The organism is Litorimonas sp. WD9-15, assembly GCF_050271975.1.
In the GTDB taxonomy this organism is placed as follows: domain Bacteria; phylum Pseudomonadota; class Alphaproteobacteria; order Caulobacterales; family Maricaulaceae; genus Litorimonas.
The window spans coordinates 844,652-861,065 of sequence record NZ_CP189850.1; the positions used below are offsets into that span (position 1 = coordinate 844,652).

General features: G+C 54.1%; 13 protein-coding genes. 5 read left to right on the forward strand and 8 right to left on the reverse strand.

What is annotated here, in order from left to right:
* The first annotated feature begins 63 nt into the window (after positions 1-63).
* Both ACP9M6_RS04040 and ACP9M6_RS04045 read left to right on the forward strand, forming a co-directional pair.
* A complete protein-coding gene (locus ACP9M6_RS04040) occupies positions 64-951 on the forward strand; it encodes a hypothetical protein (protein WP_427453704.1) in 888 nt (295 codons plus the stop codon).
* Between the two features lie 18 nt (positions 952-969).
* Positions 970-1,119: a hypothetical protein gene (locus ACP9M6_RS04045; RefSeq protein ID WP_427453706.1), complete on the forward strand. Its 150-nt coding sequence runs from the start codon at positions 970-972 to the stop codon at positions 1,117-1,119.
* Positions 1,120-1,125: 6 nt separating this feature from the next.
* On the opposite strand, the gene ACP9M6_RS04050 is transcribed toward ACP9M6_RS04045, so the two are convergent.
* Positions 1,126-1,341 (reverse strand): DUF2945 domain-containing protein, encoded by a 216-nt coding sequence (locus tag ACP9M6_RS04050; RefSeq protein WP_427453708.1) that lies wholly within the window; start codon positions 1,339-1,341, stop codon positions 1,126-1,128.
* 158 nt (positions 1,342-1,499) lie between these two features.
* On the opposite strand from ACP9M6_RS04050, the gene clpB reads away from it, so the two are divergent.
* A complete protein-coding gene (gene clpB / locus ACP9M6_RS04055) occupies positions 1,500-4,085 on the forward strand; it encodes an ATP-dependent chaperone ClpB (protein ID WP_427453710.1) in 2,586 nt (861 codons plus the stop codon).
* A gap of 55 nt (positions 4,086-4,140) precedes the next feature.
* Positions 4,141-4,887: a class I SAM-dependent methyltransferase gene (locus tag ACP9M6_RS04060; RefSeq protein WP_427453712.1), complete on the forward strand. Its 747-nt coding sequence runs from the start codon at positions 4,141-4,143 to the stop codon at positions 4,885-4,887.
* 36 nt (positions 4,888-4,923) lie between these two features.
* Here the strand turns inward: ACP9M6_RS04060 and ACP9M6_RS04065 are convergent, their stop codons facing one another.
* Together ACP9M6_RS04065 and ACP9M6_RS04070 are read right to left on the reverse strand one after the other, a co-directional pair.
* Positions 4,924-5,736 (reverse strand): DUF4282 domain-containing protein, encoded by an 813-nt coding sequence (locus ACP9M6_RS04065; RefSeq protein ID WP_427453714.1) that lies wholly within the window; start codon positions 5,734-5,736, stop codon positions 4,924-4,926.
* A gap of 137 nt (positions 5,737-5,873) precedes the next feature.
* Complete coding sequence (locus ACP9M6_RS04070) at positions 5,874-7,265, reverse strand: M23 family metallopeptidase (RefSeq protein WP_427453716.1); 1,392 nt, start codon at positions 7,263-7,265, stop codon at positions 5,874-5,876.
* A 278-nt stretch (positions 7,266-7,543) separates the two neighbouring features.
* On the opposite strand from ACP9M6_RS04070, the gene ACP9M6_RS04075 reads away from it, so the two are divergent.
* Positions 7,544-10,672 carry an intermembrane phospholipid transport protein YdbH family protein gene (locus ACP9M6_RS04075; protein WP_427453718.1) on the forward strand — a complete coding sequence of 1,043 codons (3,129 nt, stop codon included), beginning with the start codon at positions 7,544-7,546 and terminating at the stop codon, positions 10,670-10,672.
* Between the two features lie 8 nt (positions 10,673-10,680).
* Here the strand turns inward: ACP9M6_RS04075 and ACP9M6_RS04080 are convergent, their stop codons facing one another.
* The 5 genes from ACP9M6_RS04080 to ACP9M6_RS04100 all read right to left on the reverse strand — a co-directional run bounded on the left by ACP9M6_RS04080 (position 10,681) and on the right by ACP9M6_RS04100 (position 16,380).
* Positions 10,681-11,367: an MBL fold metallo-hydrolase gene (locus ACP9M6_RS04080; RefSeq protein WP_427453720.1), complete on the reverse strand. Its 687-nt coding sequence runs from the start codon at positions 11,365-11,367 to the stop codon at positions 10,681-10,683.
* Between the two features lie 398 nt (positions 11,368-11,765).
* Positions 11,766-12,317, reverse strand: coding sequence for a peroxiredoxin (locus ACP9M6_RS04085; protein WP_427453722.1), 552 nt, complete (start codon positions 12,315-12,317; stop codon positions 11,766-11,768).
* A 909-nt stretch (positions 12,318-13,226) separates the two neighbouring features.
* Positions 13,227-13,919, reverse strand: a complete 693-nt coding sequence (locus tag ACP9M6_RS04090) for a COQ9 family protein (protein ID WP_427453724.1) — start codon at positions 13,917-13,919, stop codon at positions 13,227-13,229.
* Positions 13,920-13,960: 41 nt separating this feature from the next.
* The gene (locus tag ACP9M6_RS04095) at positions 13,961-15,445 is read right to left on the reverse strand and encodes an ABC transporter permease (protein ID WP_427453726.1); all 1,485 of its coding nucleotides are present in this window, start codon (positions 15,443-15,445) and stop codon (positions 13,961-13,963) included.
* Complete coding sequence (locus ACP9M6_RS04100) at positions 15,442-16,380, reverse strand: ABC transporter ATP-binding protein (RefSeq protein WP_427453728.1); 939 nt, start codon at positions 16,378-16,380, stop codon at positions 15,442-15,444. Before ACP9M6_RS04100 ends, ACP9M6_RS04095 begins: the two co-directional genes overlap by 4 nt.
* Between the last annotated feature and the right edge of the window lie 34 nt (positions 16,381-16,414).

Sequence of the window (16,414 nt, forward strand, 5' to 3'; positions counted from 1 at the left end):
TGATTAATTGTTTTTGAGGCGCTTATTTTGTGTTAAAGCAAATGAATAGAGGAGCGCGCAACTATGTCCCACAAATATACTCGACCCCTGCTCATGGGTGTACTCGCCCTATCCATTTCGGGTGTCGCGCAGTCTCAGACATCTCAAAACGAGGCTCAGATTATGACGGTACAGGCGGATGATACGCAGGCTAAAGCGGATATTCGAGCGGCTTTGGCGAAAATAGATAGAGGCCTGCAATCCCGTCCGGTTCCGCGCCCTATCTACCCGCCTTTTGAAGATGGACAGATAGAAAAATGGATTGAGGACGCCGCGCTCGCCCGCAAAACAATTCTCGCCAGTCAAGACTATCTCCCGAAATTTGCTAAAGTCGATCTCGGCAGTAATCCAGGCACGGTCTCGCAAGGCGCACCTTATGATAATAGTGATGTCCAAAGGATGCAGCGTTATGCGGCGTCGCAGCGGGCGAAATCTGATAAAAGCTATGCAGATATGTCCAAAGCCATGTCGGATGGTCTGAATGGTTATCAAAATGAAATGCAATATTACAAAGGTCCGACGGCAGAGGAAAATTTTGCGCGTTTGCGGGCCTACGGTAAGGCGGCACTCGCAATCGAAGAAGGTTTGGGACGCGATGCGGCCAAGCCGAAAGCTTTTCTCAAAAGCCTTGCGGGCTATGAAAGTAAACTGGCGGACGCGAATGCGGCGACGTTGGAAAATTTCAAACTGCCAAAAGCCCAGTCGAAAGACCGCAAGCGTTTAAAGGCAGGGAAAGCGATTTTAGAGACTAAAAAATATGGCTTTGGCGACTACGGCCCCATCGTTTTAACGACCAAAGAAATCGTGGAACGGGAACGTAAGGATAAAGAAATTGAAGTTGAAGACGTGGACGTTTCCTTGAGTGGAGATGTAACATGGTCGGGCACAGAAACCGTTTGGACCTATAAATAGGACGAGTTTAAATTCGTCGTGCCCATAAAGGAAGACGATAGTGATGATTGGTATATGTGGACTATCACAGCCAAGACATTCTCATCCGGCGGGGAGCGAACACCCATTGGAAAATGGGTCTCCGGTAAATCCTATAAAGGCTCTCAAATTCTGAAGAAGAATTTCTAATCTGGCTTAAGCCTTCGTCACTTCGCTATGTGACTTCAAAACGGCGTCGCCGTCATCCTGTTTGATGTAATAAGCGGGCTCATCCTCACTGGCCTCTCGGGTAACTTCCGTGCCCTTGATTTTCCGTGTGGTCTTTTGGGTATAGACGGTCTCAATTTCACCCGTGGCTGTGCCATTACCCCATTCCCATTCGACTTTCGTGCCTTCGCTATAACCTGACATGATTAACTCCTGTATTGTGTGCAAATAAAACGGAACCACACCCATTCCGTTCCAAATTTTTTACGCTCAATCATGTCACAGCTATTCACATGTCTTGAACAACAGGATTTTAGTCCTATCTCGGACTCGAAACTGAACACTCTTTGAGGATCTGAAACATGGATATTCAAGCCTATACACAACGGGCGCGGGGCGTGATCCAAACGGCACAAACCGAGGCCGTCACGCGCGATCATCAGCAATTGACGCCTGCGCATATCATGAGCGCGCTGATTCACGAGGATGGCGGTCTGCCGCGTAATTTGCTGCAAATGTCCGGCGCGTCTCCCGATGCCGTGGATGCGGCCGTCAATGCAACATTGAAGAAATTGCCTCGCGTCGAGGGCGGGTCAGGACTTTCTCTCTCCAGCGCGTCGGCCAAGATTTTTGCCAAGGCGGAGAAGTCCGCCAAAGATGCGGGCGATGCCTTTGTCACGGTAGAAAGGTTGCTCCTCGCCACCGTTTCCAATGCGGATAAAGAGCTACACGCGGCGCTCTCACAGAGCGGTGTCGATACTGCGCGATTGGGTGAAGCCATTAAATCCGTCCGCTCGGATGGCCCCGTCACCTCAGACTCCGCCGAAGATCAATATGAAGCCCTATCTAAATATGCCCGCGACCTGACACAGGCCGCACGGGACGGAAAGCTCGACCCCGTCATCGGACGGGACGAAGAAATCCGTCGCACGCTGCAAGTCCTCTCGCGGCGGTCGAAAAACAACCCGCTTCTAATTGGTGAACCCGGTGTGGGTAAGACCGCCATCGCCGAAGGGCTCGCTGTACGCATAGTCTCCGGCGACGTGCCAGAGTCTGTCAAAGATAAAAAATTACTCGCACTGGATATGGGCGCACTCATCGCGGGCGCGAAATATCGTGGCGAGTTTGAAGAACGCCTGAAGGCCGTGCTGAAAGAGATTGAGAAAGCCGAGGGGCAGATCATTCTCTTCATCGATGAAATCCATACCCTCGTTGGCGCCGGGAAAACGGATGGAGCGATGGACGCGGCCAACTTGCTCAAACCCGCCCTCGCGCGTGGAGAGCTGCATTGTATTGGCGCAACAACACTGGATGAATATCGCAAACATTTGGAAAAAGACGCGGCGCTCGCGCGGCGTTTCCTGACCGTCTTTGTGAGTGAGCCGACAGTGGAGGACACAGTCTCCATCCTGCGCGGCCTCAAGGAAAAATACGAAGTCCATCACGGTATTCGCATTTCTGACGCGGCGATTGTCTCTGCAGCGCAACTGTCTAATCGTTACATCACAGATCGTTTCCTGCCGGATAAAGCCATCGACTTGATGGACGAGGCCGCCAGTCGTCTGCGGATGCAGGTCGACAGCAAGCCCGAAGCGCTGGACGAAATCGACCGCCGCCTCGTGCAGCTTCGCATTGAGGTTGAAGCCCTGAAGAAGGAAAAAGACGACGCGTCCAAAGATCGTCTCGCCAAACGCCAAATTGAGATCGATGAATTACAATCTCAGTCTGATGAAATGACGGCGGCGTGGCAGGCGGAGAAGGCCAAACTGGCTTCTGCAACGGATGTGAAGGAAGAGTTGGAACGCGCGCGGTTTGAACTGGCCGATGCTGTGCGTCGCGGGGATTATGAAACCGCCGGACGTCTGCAGCACGAGGATATTCCCGCCTTGGAGTCGCAAATGGCGGAACTGGAGCAGACGGCGGATGCGCCCAGCCTCGCGAGTGAAACCGTGACGGCGGAAACAATCGCCGCTGTCGTCTCGCGCTGGACGGGTGTGCCGGTAGAGAAAATGCTGGAAGGTGAGCGGGAGAAATTGCTCGATATGGAATCCGTTCTGCGCCAGCGCGTCATTGGACAGGAACGCGCGGTCGAGGCTGTCTCGGATGCCGTGCGTCGGGCGCGGGCGGGTCTGCGCGATCCGCAGCGCCCCATTGGCAGTTTCATGTTTCTCGGCCCGACGGGTGTGGGGAAGACCGAACTGACCAAGGCGCTGGCCGAATTTATGTTCGATGATGACCAGGCCATCACGCGCATGGATATGTCGGAATATATGGAGAAGCATTCCGTCGCGCGGTTGATCGGGGCCCCTCCCGGTTATGTTGGTTACGACGAGGGCGGCGCCCTGACCGAGGCCGTGCGGCGCAGACCCTATCAGGTCGTGCTGTTTGACGAGGTCGAGAAAGCCCATCCCGATGTGTTTAACATCCTCCTGCAAGTCCTCGACGATGGTCGCCTGACGGATGGTCAGGGGCGCACGGTGGATTTCCGCAATACCCTCATCATCATGACGTCCAATATCGGGGCGCAGCATCTGCTGAACCTCGCGGATGGCGATAATGTGCAGGCGGCAAAGGTTGGCGTGATGGCTGAAGTCAATGCGCATTTCCGTCCGGAATTCCTGAACCGCATTGACGAGATCCTGCTCTTCGAACGGCTAAAGCCCGAACATATGGGCGCGATTGTCGATATCCAGATTGGTCGTTTGCAGGGCTGGCTGAAGGATAAAGCAATCACGCTGGAACTCTCGGATGCCGCCCGCACACATCTGGGTGACGCGGGGTACGATCCAAGTTTCGGCGCGCGTCCCCTCAAACGCGTGATCCAGAAACAAGTACAGGATGAGCTCGCCCGTGAACTTCTTGGTGGCCGCATCAAGGACGGCGACACGATCAAGGTCGATGCGGCGGGGGGAAGGATTCGCGTCAGCGTCTTGAGCTCTGCTGCATAACTACTCTCCGGTCTCGTCACTTCCCGTTATTAGGCTGGTCTGCTTTAATACTCACATGAGAAATGCAACGAGTTTTGGGCGACAAGCCTCTACCTATGCCAAAGGGCGACCCGGATACCCAGCAGAGCTCTATAACTGGATTGCCGCGAATAGTCCTGACACTGAAAAAGTCTGGGATGTCGGGACGGGGAACGGTCAGGCCGCGCACGCGCTGGCAGATCGATTTGCAGAGGTCCATGCGACTGATATTTCAGAAGATCAGATTGCTGCCGCGCGACCTCACCCCAATATCAATTACACCGTCGCGCCAGCGCAAGCTTCGGGCCTAACGGATCATTGGGCGGATGCCGTCACGGTTGCGACAGCGGTGCATTGGTTCGCGGATGTGGCGTTCTGGGAAGAAGTTAAGCGCGTCAGTAAACCGGATGCGCTCTTCTGTGCGTGGACCTATCAATTACCGCGCAGCACGGCGGAGGTCGAACGGGATTTCCTGACACCTTTATTGGCGTTGATTGATCCCTATTGGGCGGAGGGTAACCGCCTCTGTATGAGGGGTTATTCTGCGGATAATCTAAATTGCCCATTTCCAACATTGGACATACCTGCCTTCGATGCGGGAGCCGACTGGACCGCTGAACAACTTGCGGATTTTGCGCAGAGTTGGTCAGCGCATTTGCGCGCCAGAGAGGACGGACAGGCTGAAACACTCCAGACTCTTCGGGATAAATTATTGAGCGAATATGCTGGGCAGACTCTGCCCATCTCCCTCCCGCTTAGCCTATTGGCGGTTTGTGTAAAATAAAAGGCGGCCCCGAAAGACTGCCTGATATTGAATTGATTAGGACTTGGGCTTCGGTCCCGGTTTCTTGCGCGGCGTGCCATCTTTTTTGAGGAGATTGCCGTCCGCATCGCGAGGAGCTTTCGAACCTGGCTTTGGACCGCGTTTCTTTGGGGCTGTTTTCGCTTTCGTTGTCGTCGTCGTTTTGGTCTTGTTCTTTGACCCAGCCGGACGGCCCCGTTTTTTCGGCGTAGCCGAGCTTGCAGGTTTCGGTTTGTTGGTTGACCCTTTTGGTCGTCCCCGTTTCTTCGGCGTATCAGCGGCGCTGGGTTCCAGAATTTTGACGGGTGTCGGGTCCTGATCCGGATGCGGAACGCTGCCTTTACCCATAATAGATTCTGTTTTTTCCTTTGAAGATTGAGTCACGGATTTCGCCTTGGCCTGAACCGTATCGGCCATATCGTCGACATTCTCGCGCACGGATTTTGTCGCAGCGCTGGCTTTCTCGCTCACGGATTTTGTGGCTTCCCGCGTTCGTGCGGCGGCCATTTCTGCAGCCTTGCGGGCCTCCAGCATCGGGTCAATATCGGCGAGTTCGGATTTTCCTTTATCGGGCGAAAGGTTGTCATTAATTCGGAAGATCGCAACAACAAGCTCCGCGACGATCCGAATGACCAGTAAAGTAAACAGGATCTTTGCAATAAAACTCACGGGTCCAATGAACCAGTTAAGTGGATGGAGTTGGACGGCGTCCACAGCCTGAACAAGATATTTAAGTCCGTAATATACGATTGCCAACCAGAAGGCAGGAACGATTAATTTCTCTTTGAATAATTTATCGAAAGAGAAAAAGAAATTTACAAGATTTTTCATGCCGTTGGACCCAATTGAAATTCAATTGACATTGTCCCTAACCCATTAAAAAACGGGCCGCAAGGCCCGCTCTCTTTGCGATTAATTTCTGAGTTAATTTATAGATATTAAATTCGCAACCTTGAAGAGGTGAAAAATTATTCCGGCAGCGCTTCTGCGGTTAAAGTCGCACCGATGGCCGGCGCGGGTTGAATAATTTCCGATGTGTCACGCATCGCTTCAATTTCAACACGACGGGCTTTGAAATCAGGCATCTGGTCTTTGGACAATGGCTTGCCTGATAGTTGTGAGAGTTTGCGTGGATTAATCTTCTTGCCGTGATGGATGACTTCATAATGCAAATGCGGTCCGGTGGAGCGGCCCGTTGTGCCGACATAGCCGATGACTTGGTCTTGCTTGACATAGGCACCGGATTTCACGCCACGGGCAAACCCCTGAAGATGCGCATAGGCGGTTTTATACCCATCCGTGTGACGAATGCGGATATAATTGCCAAAGCTGCCATAGCGATTGGCGCGCTCTACCGTGCCTGACCCCGCCGCCAGAATGGGCGTGCCGCGCGGCGCGGCGAAATCCACACCGGCATGCATTTTGCGATAGCCGAGGATTGGATGTTTGCGGCGGCCATAGCTGGATGACAGGCGCGCACCATTGACGGGTGTCGCGCGGAGCTTCCGCTTCGCCGTCTTACCGACCGCATCGTAGAAATTCTCGCGCCCCTTGGCGTCTTCAAATAACCAATATTCAGATTGCTTCCCGCGTGGGGAGAAGGAGGTGTAGAGCAGATCTCCCGCTTTCACAATTTCGCCGCGTTGATTGCGGGCGACTTCGAAAAACATCTCAAAGGCATCACCGGGTTGGATGTCGCGTTGGAAGTCGACGGAATATTCATAGATATTCGCAAATTGTACGACGACCTTATCCGGCGCACCGAGGCGAGTCGCATCGACGTAGAGCGAATTTTCAACGGTCGCTTTTACAGCAATCGTTTCATATTTGAATTCTGCATTCACTTTGCGGGCTGTGTATTCCTCACCCGCACGGTCAATAAAAACGGTGCTCTCGACATTCGGTTTAAAGGTCAGGTGATCCAGCGTCTCTCCGGTAAAGTGCAAATTAAAGCTCTGGCCAGCGCGAAGGTTGCGCGGTTGGAACACATCGCCAAAAGCCTGCGTGACGCGATAAGCTTCCGTGCCCGTCAGACCGTTGCGTTGGAGGAGGGGCCCGAGATTATCACCGGGCTTGAGCTTGACAGTCTTCACTGTAGAGCTGGGCGTAAAATCAGTCTCGAGACCCATATCAAAACGCGTCAGGTCAATTTTCGGGGCGGTTATGGTTTCCGTCACCTGAATGGGGGCAGTTTCCGTCTGGCCATCGGGCATAAAGATAAAACCGATAACAGAGGCCGCCGCCGCGACCATCAAAAACCGAAATCTGTTTTCCGTTGGAATAACGGTATGTCGAAAAGTTGCAAAAGCCACAGCCCGCTCTTTGAGCGCGTCTTTTATCCGATGTGATGTCTCAGTCATGGTCAGCCCGGCGCTATATATCTCAAAAGGAGTTTGATTGCGCCCACACTGCATCACCCTTCCCTAAATCAGGGTTAACGCAATGTTACATCCGCTGTAAACTGACCGATTTGTAAGGGTCGGTTTTATTGGTTTTGTCGCGAAACGTCCTCTATGCGTGAAATCTAGGAGGTTGGTCCATTTCAACGCAAGCCAAAATCACAGCGGGAGAGGGTGCGAAACCGTCCGAGATCCGCCGCAAATGGTATTTGCGGTGGTGGGCGTGGTGCCTTTGGGTCTTGCTGACACTGCTCATCGTGCTGGGCTGCCTTGCGGCTTGGCTCTGGTCCGAGCGTTACGATATAATGGAAGGGTATTTCATCGATAGCTTGGCTGAGGCTGGTTTTGAAGCCGAGCTGGATATCGTGTCGGCGACTGACACGCGCGCCGTGGTGCGGGATATTCGGCTTCGCCAGAATGGACAGCCCGTCATTTCGGCCCGTGAGTTGCGGTTGGACTATGCCTGGCCGGATGTTCGCGATGGAAAAGTTCTGCGCGCAGAGTTGGATCAGCCGGAGTTTACACTTCGTTTGGATGAAAATTGGCAGGCATCCGATGCGTGGTTAGTTGATTTGCTAAGACCGAAAGATGGCACCCAGATTGACGGACACGCTAATTTTCCGGCCAATGGTATCGCTCTGAATGACGGGATCTTGACAGTTATGTCCCCGCTGGGTGAAGCCACATTTTACACAGATACAGAGATTGCCTCCGCAGATGCATTCACGCTCGCCCTGACACTCGCGCCGTCTGATCTCGCCTATCGCGGCTTTGGCGCAGAAGGGGCGGGCGTCATGGAAATCACGCGTAAAGGAAACATGTTCGAAATTGATGGACAGGTTCAGACGGATATTTTGTCGAATGAAGAGCTGTCTATCCGCAATGCGCATATTTTTGCGAAAGGAAATATTGATCTGGAGAGTCGAGCCTATCTTGGGACGATTAAAGTTGACGGTGAAACCATTGAAAGCGAGCCTTTTGCTGCGGCTTCGGTCAATTTGGACTGGGACGGGAACATCATTTCTGACGAAAATCTCACTGCGAGCGGTACATGGGTCCTCTCGGCACAGAACGCTAAATTGCCGCGCCCTGAACGTGTTGAAGCCGTCGCGGATACGCTTTCACTATTCCCGGCGCTGAATGTTGTTCCTGTCTCGGAGCATTTCGCCGCGTCCGTGAAATCGACGATTAAAGACTTCCTCATGGGTACAGATTTAGACGCTGCCGGTCGTTTAAATTTTACGCCCGAAGGTTTCACGATCTCACCGTCAACCTCCGTGACAATAAAAAATAAGGATAATACACTCACTCTCACACCCATTGAGGCGCAGACATTTTATGAATTTGACGCAGGCTCTGAGTCCTTGCGGGCTCGCATGGAGGCCCGGTTTCAAAAACCTGTCGGTCTGACCCTGCGGGACATTGATCTGCGCGCGGGTTCTTCAAACGGATTGCGATTGGAAGGCATTGATGGATTTATCGCTCGTGTCACGACGGATAAGAACTGGCTGGCCAGCGCGACCACCACGGGGGAGGCCGTACGTTTGGGGCCGCTTTCGACTCGCGTGGATTATAGTGTGACGGAGGGGAACCCACGGAAACTCTCGCTGGATACCGGCCTCGATTATGACGGACCGCTGCCGGGTGGTGTCGTTGAGGGTTTGAACCTGGCGGGACGGATAGATATCCGGCTTTATGAAGGACGGCAATCCATCGACTTTACGCCTCGCAAGAATAAGCGTGTAACCGTGACCCAATTGGAAACGCCGACGGATTGGACCCTGCGGGATGTGAGTTTTGATTTGCCTGCAACGCAGAAGATTTTTGTTCGAAACCGGCAAAAATCCACGATTGCCGCGAATCTCCTAACTCCTGAATTTTCCGCAACGCGACCAGAGGATGAGACCGGCCCGTCACAACGTGTGGAGATAATGGCAGAGGCTCTCAAACTTGAGGGCGTCCTGAACCCAGACATGACGCAGGATTGGATAGCGGATTTCACGACCGTAAAATATAACAGCGAGACCCTTCCCGGGCCGGGCACAACGGCACGCGCGCCAAAGGCCCAAGTCAACGCGCGGCTAGCTCCGAACACGCCTGCAAGTTTAGCGCTTGATGCAGTTTCTGTGACCGCCGCGACACCCCTTGTTGAAATCAATGATATGATGGTCGCGTTGAACGGGACACCGGATAATTATCTTGTCAATCACTCCAGCGGCACTGTGAAACTCATCGGCTCAGCCCTCGCGGAACAGGCGGCTGCGGCAGGCCTTGCCAGTTTCCCCGCGACGGGCACCGTTCGTTTGGCTGATGGCGCGTTTACGGGCCAAGCCCAGCTTCGTGTGGCGAAAGCGGGGAATGCAAAAGTCGATGTGGATTACACCTATGCGGGCGGGGCTGGCGAGGCGGATATTGATGTGCCCGCCATTTTGTTTGAGCCGCGCGGGCTCCAGCCGCAAGACCTCATTCCGGCTTTGCGCGGTAAGATTGCGCGGGTCACGGGGAATGCGCGCGCGCAATTTCATATCGAGTTTGCGGAGGGCGCACTGACCGGGTCTGACGGAAAGCTTGATCTTGTGGATATGGATATCGGTACGGCGCCGGGTCCGCTAAATGGCGTAAACACGTCCATCCGATTTGACTCACTCTGGCCCGTTCAAACGCTAGGGACGCAGACCCTGACCATGACGAGTTTCAACCCGGGCTATAACTTAAAAAATGGAGTCATGACCTACCGCTTGATCCCGGATGGCGTGGTTGTTGACGCGGCGAACTGGCCCGTCGGGAATGGACGACTTTCGCTCGACCCATTTACGTGGACCTATACAGCAGAGGAAAATCGCGTGACGATGCGGGTAGAGGATATTTCGCTCGGAGACTTCCTCGAGGATGTCGGGAATAGCAAATTAGAGGCGACGGGCACGGTTATTGGGACCTTCCCGATTGTCGTGCGCGGGGTCCAAGTCCTCGTCGAGGGCGGAGAGATTGCCGTGCCTGACGGTGGTATCATCAAATATGACGCCGACACGCCAGGCAAGAGTTACACGCAGGAAGAGGCGCTGGAAATCTTCCGCGAAAAACGCAGTGAGGAATATGCGGCGCTGGCTCGTGACGCGCTGAAAGAGTTTGAATACCGCTCGCTCAGTGCCGCCGTGGACGGACCGCTGGACGGGACCGTTGCGATTGGCCTTATCTTTGACGGGTCAAACCCGAAAGTCCTGAACAGTCAGCCTTTCCGCTTTGATCTCCGCGTCAATGGAGAGTTGCTCAACATCGCGCAGAGCTTCAACTCCAACGCCCAGATCAAATCCGAAATCCTACGCCAGACGGGGCTGGACGTTGATAAGGCGCTTCCCGAAACGCGCTAGCGCCTTAACTAGCCGGGGCCGGATGTATTCGGTGCGCTCTGCCCGATGACAGAATCCGCGACAAAAGGATTGCTCCGACGTTCCGCCCCAAATGTGCCCATCGGGCCATGACCGGGGACAAACCGCATCTCGTTCCCGAGGGGCCAGAGCTTTGACGTGATCGAGTCCAGCAATTGTTGATGATTGCCCTTCGGAAAATCCGTCCGCCCGATGGAGCCTTGAAACAACACATCCCCGACAAAAGCGATCTTCATGTCCTGATTGGCAATCACGATGTGGCCCGGTGTGTGACCCGGCGTGTGGAGCACGTCGAATTGCACGCCCGAAAATTCCAGCACATCGCCGTCTTCCAGATAGCGGTCCGGCACAACCGCGCGGCCCATTCCGGGATGCCCGTATTTTGCCCAGTGATTGCCGATATCATCCATCCAGAACTGGTCATCCTTATGCGGGCCAATTACTTCAACACCGAGCGTTTCGCGCAACTCATCTGCCCCGCCGGCATGATCCAGATGCCCGTGGGTCAGCCACATCGCCTTTAACGTAATGCCCATTTCCTCCAGCACGGATTTCAACCTTTCGGCTTCTCCGCCCGGATCAATCAGCACACCTTCCTTGGTGTCGACATCATAAAGCAGAGAGCAGTTCTGCTGGAACGGGGTGACGGGAATGAGTTTGAGATCAAGACGGGCCATAGCGTCCATGTGTGCCGCGCGGACTGTAACGTCAAGTTCACGCAGCTGTCATCATCTTGTCATCCGCAAGGTGCAAATAGACGTCTATAGAATGATTATCCCTTCCCCCTCTTCCCTTGAGGGTTCTCGGGCCGCCGCACAAACCACGTACCTTCCCCTCGACCTGTTTGTGCTGCGGCCCAATTTTTTTCAAACTTTACTATGGTTAAGAATGACTCTTTTGTCATGAAACGGACAATGTTTGGACAGGTTGGCACTGTCAGATTAGAAATGCTTAGGTCCGTGGGTTGCGGTGACTTCCTCCCCCCTACCCGTCACTGCACCTACGGCCCAAAATGAAAGACCCGCATCATATCCCAAATGATGCGGGTCTTTTTTATTCAGATGAGGCTGAAGCCTTAAGCGGCTTTTGCAACCTCGCGGCTGTTGAGGTAGGCCATCATTGTATCCGCATCGGACACTTCAAACGGGTCGGTCGGGCAGTCATCCATGAAGCCGGGCTCAATGAAAAGCTTTTCGATCTTGCCATCCACGACCAGCATGGAATAGCGCCAGGACCGCTCACCGAAACCGAGATTGTCTTTCTTGACGAGCATGTTCATGCCGCGCGTGAAGGAACCTGATCCATCGGGGAGCAATTTGACGTTCTGATTGCCCTGATCCAGACCCCATTTATACATGACAAAGGCGTCATTCACGGAAATACAGGCGACTTCGTCGACACCGTGTTTCTGAAACTGACCATAGAGTTCGTCATAGCGGGGCAAATGAGAGGAGGAACAGGTCGGTGTGAAAGCGCCAGGCAGGGAGAAAACAACAACCGTGCGATCCTTGAAAAACTCGCCCGTGGACAGCTCTTCCCAACGGAAGGGGTTGGGGCCTTCAACAGACTCGTCCCGCACGCGCGTTTGCAATGTCACGTCAGGCACATGTGTTGGATAATCAGTCATACGTTTACTCTTAATTTTGAAGGTGAAAATTCAGGTGATTCCGCATTCACGAAACCGTGCGCGGGGCCTAATGAACACATGACGGATTACAAGGTTCCATCTGGCGATAGCGGTATGTTTTCACAGAGTGACGCAGTTTTGTGCATATCGAGGTACCGAAGCGCTTGCCCTTCGGCGCCACACATCTCTCATTGCCCTGCACGTGATGCGGGGCCTATCGTGTATGAACGCAGGTTTGAGCGAGCAACCGATAAGTCTTGCATCTCCACTGCGTTGCGTGCGGGATGACAGGCGGGGGAGCCGCTGATTTGGTGGTCCTCGGAAGCGCTGGCTTCCTGTATCTCTTATTTTGTGTCCGTTTCACTCTTAATAAAACGGGATGTCCGCGTGGGTATTCAGGGTTCTGGTCGCAAACCAGATTATAAGCTAAGTTTTCGAACCCCAACGAGCCCACGCGGCGACGCCTTTTTGCACGACCGGCCGAACCATTCAGTCGGGGAACGATCAGCTCTCGATAGGCCACCCAACTCCGTCGGCATTACTCGACTTTGTCCAATGACAAGCGCCGCTTCTTTCCGATTAAGCCAATGTACACTTGACCGCCCTGTGAAAGAAGACAGGTTTAAAATTGCACAGGTTCTCTAGGGTGTGGACGCAGTTTTTGAACATTTTTCCAATCCCCGTTTATAAGCCCGTCCACGGCCCGTTGTTTGTGAGCAAACAACATGGACCGGGGCCTTGTCCGCAACAGAGGGGGAGTCGATTAACGCAATGATTTCAACAACCCACGAGGCCCCAGCCTGCGCTGGGGACGGGCACATGTATCTCAGAAAGAAACTTGCTAATCCACGCTTATAAAACCCGCATTACCGAGGATTATCTTTTTGCTGCGCCTCAAAACGGCGTAAATTACCGCGAATAGCGACGTCGCCTGGCGCGACCTTTTTTCGGGCGTGTGAACATATCCAGCCCGCCATAGCGGAGCTGTCCGAGGATTTCCGCTGGATTGGGGAAGTCCTTCGTGGCTGACTTCACCTGCCATTTCAGTTTCTCGAACCCCATGACATTTTCGATTCTCGCGTCGAGAAAGGCGCGGGCTTTGGTCTTGTCCGGATCATTATCCGAGAGCCAGACGGGGAGGGTCGCGCCGATAACGCCCGACAGAATGGTGCGTTTCGAATAATAATTCGCATCGGTCGACGTGTCGCCAATCGCGGTCCAGATTGTATCTGCGGCGCGCCAGATTTGCTGCAATCCTGTGCCCGCCATATCCGGCAGGATGAGGCGGGAGGACGCACGACGGGCGGCTTCCTCATGGGGACCGAGGGCTTCTAATCGGGCGAGGACGCCCTGCGTCACACGTTCCCGAATTTTGAGAGAAGCGAGATCCATCTCGCCAATGGCGGCTTCCGTTTGGACGTCCATTTTTGCGGCCCAATGGTCGAGGAGGCTGGCCACGCCTTTTTCGAAATAGAGGCCTTCTGCGCCGTCCGGCAGGCCGACATCCCGCACGGCCCGTTTCAGGGTCAGCGAGGTCCAGCCCTCAAAAGGCGCGATCTTCAGCGCTGCATCCAGGATCAGGTCGCGTTTATCATCGGTCATGCTCATAGGCTCCACATAGGGAGCTTACACGCAAATGTCGATTAGGCTTTGCGCCGCAGGACCGTGCGTTTGAACCAGTTCGTCACGACTTCCAAGCCCGCACCGGAGAGCAGGCCGAAGCGGAAGATGCGACTGGCCACCGAGATAACGATCACGCACCAAAGCGCGAGCCATGCCGTGGACAGCAGAAGCTGCCAGAGCGGCGGGTCGGAGGGCAGGCTGATAATCGCGGCAAAGGGTGCGGAGAAGGGAATGAAACTCGCAATCGTGATGAGCGGACTATCCGGATTATTCAGCCCGATTGGCACGACAATCAGCGCCGCCATCATGACGAGCATGATGGGTGTCGTGAGCGTTTGCGCATCCTGCATGGAAGAGGACAGCGCTCCGAGGGCGATAAAGAATGCGCCGTAGAGGACATAGCCGAGGATGAAGAATATAATCAGGAAGATAATCATCTTTGCCGAGAAGGCGGCGATTAATCCCTCTGCGATTTCTTTGTCCGGGCCAAAGAAAATAAAATAGAGTACGCCCACTACCCCCATAATTAAATAGGGTGCCATTGCGGTCAGTGTCAGGGCCGCGACCCCGATTAACTTCCCGAAAATAATTTCTGCAAAACGGGTGGAGGCCAGCATCATTTCCAGTAATTTATTCAACTTCTCCTCCAGCATGGAGGTGAGCAACATATAGGAGCCCGCGAAAATATTGAGCCAGAGAAGGCCAGCAAGTGCGCCTGCCGCGAGGAATGGAATTTTATCCGTCATCGTGACTTGTTGGCCGCTGCCCTCTGTGTCTCCGCTTTTCGTGGGGTCGAATGTTTCAACTTCGGGGGCGCTTTTGCGGGCTGTGTCGAGGGCTTTTGCTTCCAAACCGCCGCTGGCCAGATAGTCGTTCTCGGCGAGGTCTTTGAAATATCCATTTACCAGATTTTCGGCCTGCGTATTTGTGAATTTCGTCGTCCAATAGGCAATAACGGGTTCGCCCGTCTCGCCTGTTTTGATGGAGACTGCACCGGAAAGGGGCTGTTCTTTACCATCAATCATGAGCGTTTTTGTCTCGGATAACCACGGGGTTAAATCTTCGATCGTGTTCGCGGGTGCATCGACGAAAATCAGGTCACGTTCAACGGGTTTGAGGCCACTTGCCAAACCCGGGCTGCGGTCATTTAGAAGATCAAGTGCGGCGTCTTTCCCGCGTGTGTCATAAGTGGTTTCGAGTTCCGTCCGAAAATCTTCGGGCAGGATTGTCGCCGCGGCTAAAATTGCGGCTCTTTCCCGCGCCTCATATCGCGCGTCCAAGCGCGCCAAAATCCCGGCTTCATGCTGCCCTGTTTCGTCAATGATCGTCTCGTAGCGCGGCGGGGAAATATCGAAATCCGAATTGCCCGCAAAGAATCCGATCACGCCGAATAGGATGGGCGTAACGAAGGACAGCCAGAAGCCCCAGGTTTTAACGTAACCGAGATAATCGCGTCTTGCGATCAGGAAGGTCCGGCGCAAATCGACTATAGGTAAAAAGCTCATAGCTCGCCCTCCAATTCCATGGTCTCCACGACGTCGCGTCCGACCAAGGCCACGAAGGCCTCATGCAGCGTGGCGCGGGCGGGCTCATATCGCGTCAGGCGGAGGCCGTCATTGACGGATTTCTCCAGAATATCATGCGCCTGTGCTTTGGGTTTCAACGTCAGGACAAGGCTGCCATCCGGTTTGGTCTCCACCGACTCAGAGAAGGGCGCGACGAATTCGGGCAGGGTCTCATCCTTTGAAGCCAAAACCACACGGCGCGGGGCTTGGGCGAGGGCTTCTTCCGTCGTGCCGTCAAAGACTTTTCGTCCCGCCGCCATCAGGATGATGCGGTCACAGAGCCGTTCCGCATGTTCCATGACATGGGTCGAGAAAATGATCGTCCGGTCGCGCGAGGCGATTTCGCGCACAATCCCCTCGAGGACTTGCTGATTGACGGGGTCGAGGCCGGAGAATGGCTCGTCCAGAATATGAAATTCAGGGTCATGGGCAATCGCAGCGAGGAGTTGGACCTTCTGCGCCATGCCCTTGGACATGTCCTTATTCTTCTTCCGCTTGGCTTCCGAGAGACCGTAGCGATCCAGCATCTCATCTGCGAGTTGGTAACTCTCGGCCTTCTTCATCCCATTCAGGCGCGCCATATGGGAAATCGAATCCCGCGCTGTTTGTTTCTTATAGAGGCCACGTTCTTCCGGCAGAAATCCAATCCGGCCAAAGGCGGCCTCGCCCGGCTCCTCGCCGAAGAGTTTGACCGACCCGATATCAGGTTTGATCAGGCCGAGCGCCATACGCAGGGTCGTCGTCTTCCCTGCACCATTCGGGCCGAGAAAGCCGATGATTTGGCCCGGTTCGACTGTGAATGACACATCCTCCACGGCGGGTTTTCCGCCAAAGGATTTTGACACATTTTGGAGCGAGAGCGGTGAGGTTTTCATAAGCCTGCCTATCGCAGAGAATGTGCGAAGAACA

Excerpts from the sequence above, each read along its gene's own strand:
- ACP9M6_RS04040 (WP_427453704.1), top strand. The coding sequence starts at position 64 with ATGTCCCACAAATATACTCGACCCCTGCTCATGGGTGTACTCGCCCTA.
- ACP9M6_RS04050 (WP_427453708.1), bottom strand. The coding sequence starts at position 1,341 with ATGTCAGGTTATAGCGAAGGCACGAAAGTCGAATGGGAATGGGGTAAT.
- clpB (WP_427453710.1), top strand. The coding sequence starts at position 1,500 with ATGGATATTCAAGCCTATACACAACGGGCGCGGGGCGTGATCCAAACG.
- ACP9M6_RS04060 (WP_427453712.1), top strand. The coding sequence starts at position 4,141 with ATGAGAAATGCAACGAGTTTTGGGCGACAAGCCTCTACCTATGCCAAA.
- ACP9M6_RS04065 (WP_427453714.1), bottom strand. The coding sequence starts at position 5,736 with ATGAAAAATCTTGTAAATTTCTTTTTCTCTTTCGATAAATTATTCAAA.
- ACP9M6_RS04070 (WP_427453716.1), bottom strand. The coding sequence starts at position 7,265 with ATGACTGAGACATCACATCGGATAAAAGACGCGCTCAAAGAGCGGGCT.
- ACP9M6_RS04080 (WP_427453720.1), bottom strand. The coding sequence starts at position 11,367 with ATGGCCCGTCTTGATCTCAAACTCATTCCCGTCACCCCGTTCCAGCAG.
- ACP9M6_RS04085 (WP_427453722.1), bottom strand. The coding sequence starts at position 12,317 with ATGACTGATTATCCAACACATGTGCCTGACGTGACATTGCAAACGCGC.
- ACP9M6_RS04090 (WP_427453724.1), bottom strand. The coding sequence starts at position 13,919 with ATGACCGATGATAAACGCGACCTGATCCTGGATGCAGCGCTGAAGATC.
- ACP9M6_RS04095 (WP_427453726.1), bottom strand. The coding sequence starts at position 15,445 with ATGAGCTTTTTACCTATAGTCGATTTGCGCCGGACCTTCCTGATCGCA.
- ACP9M6_RS04100 (WP_427453728.1), bottom strand. The coding sequence starts at position 16,380 with ATGAAAACCTCACCGCTCTCGCTCCAAAATGTGTCAAAATCCTTTGGC.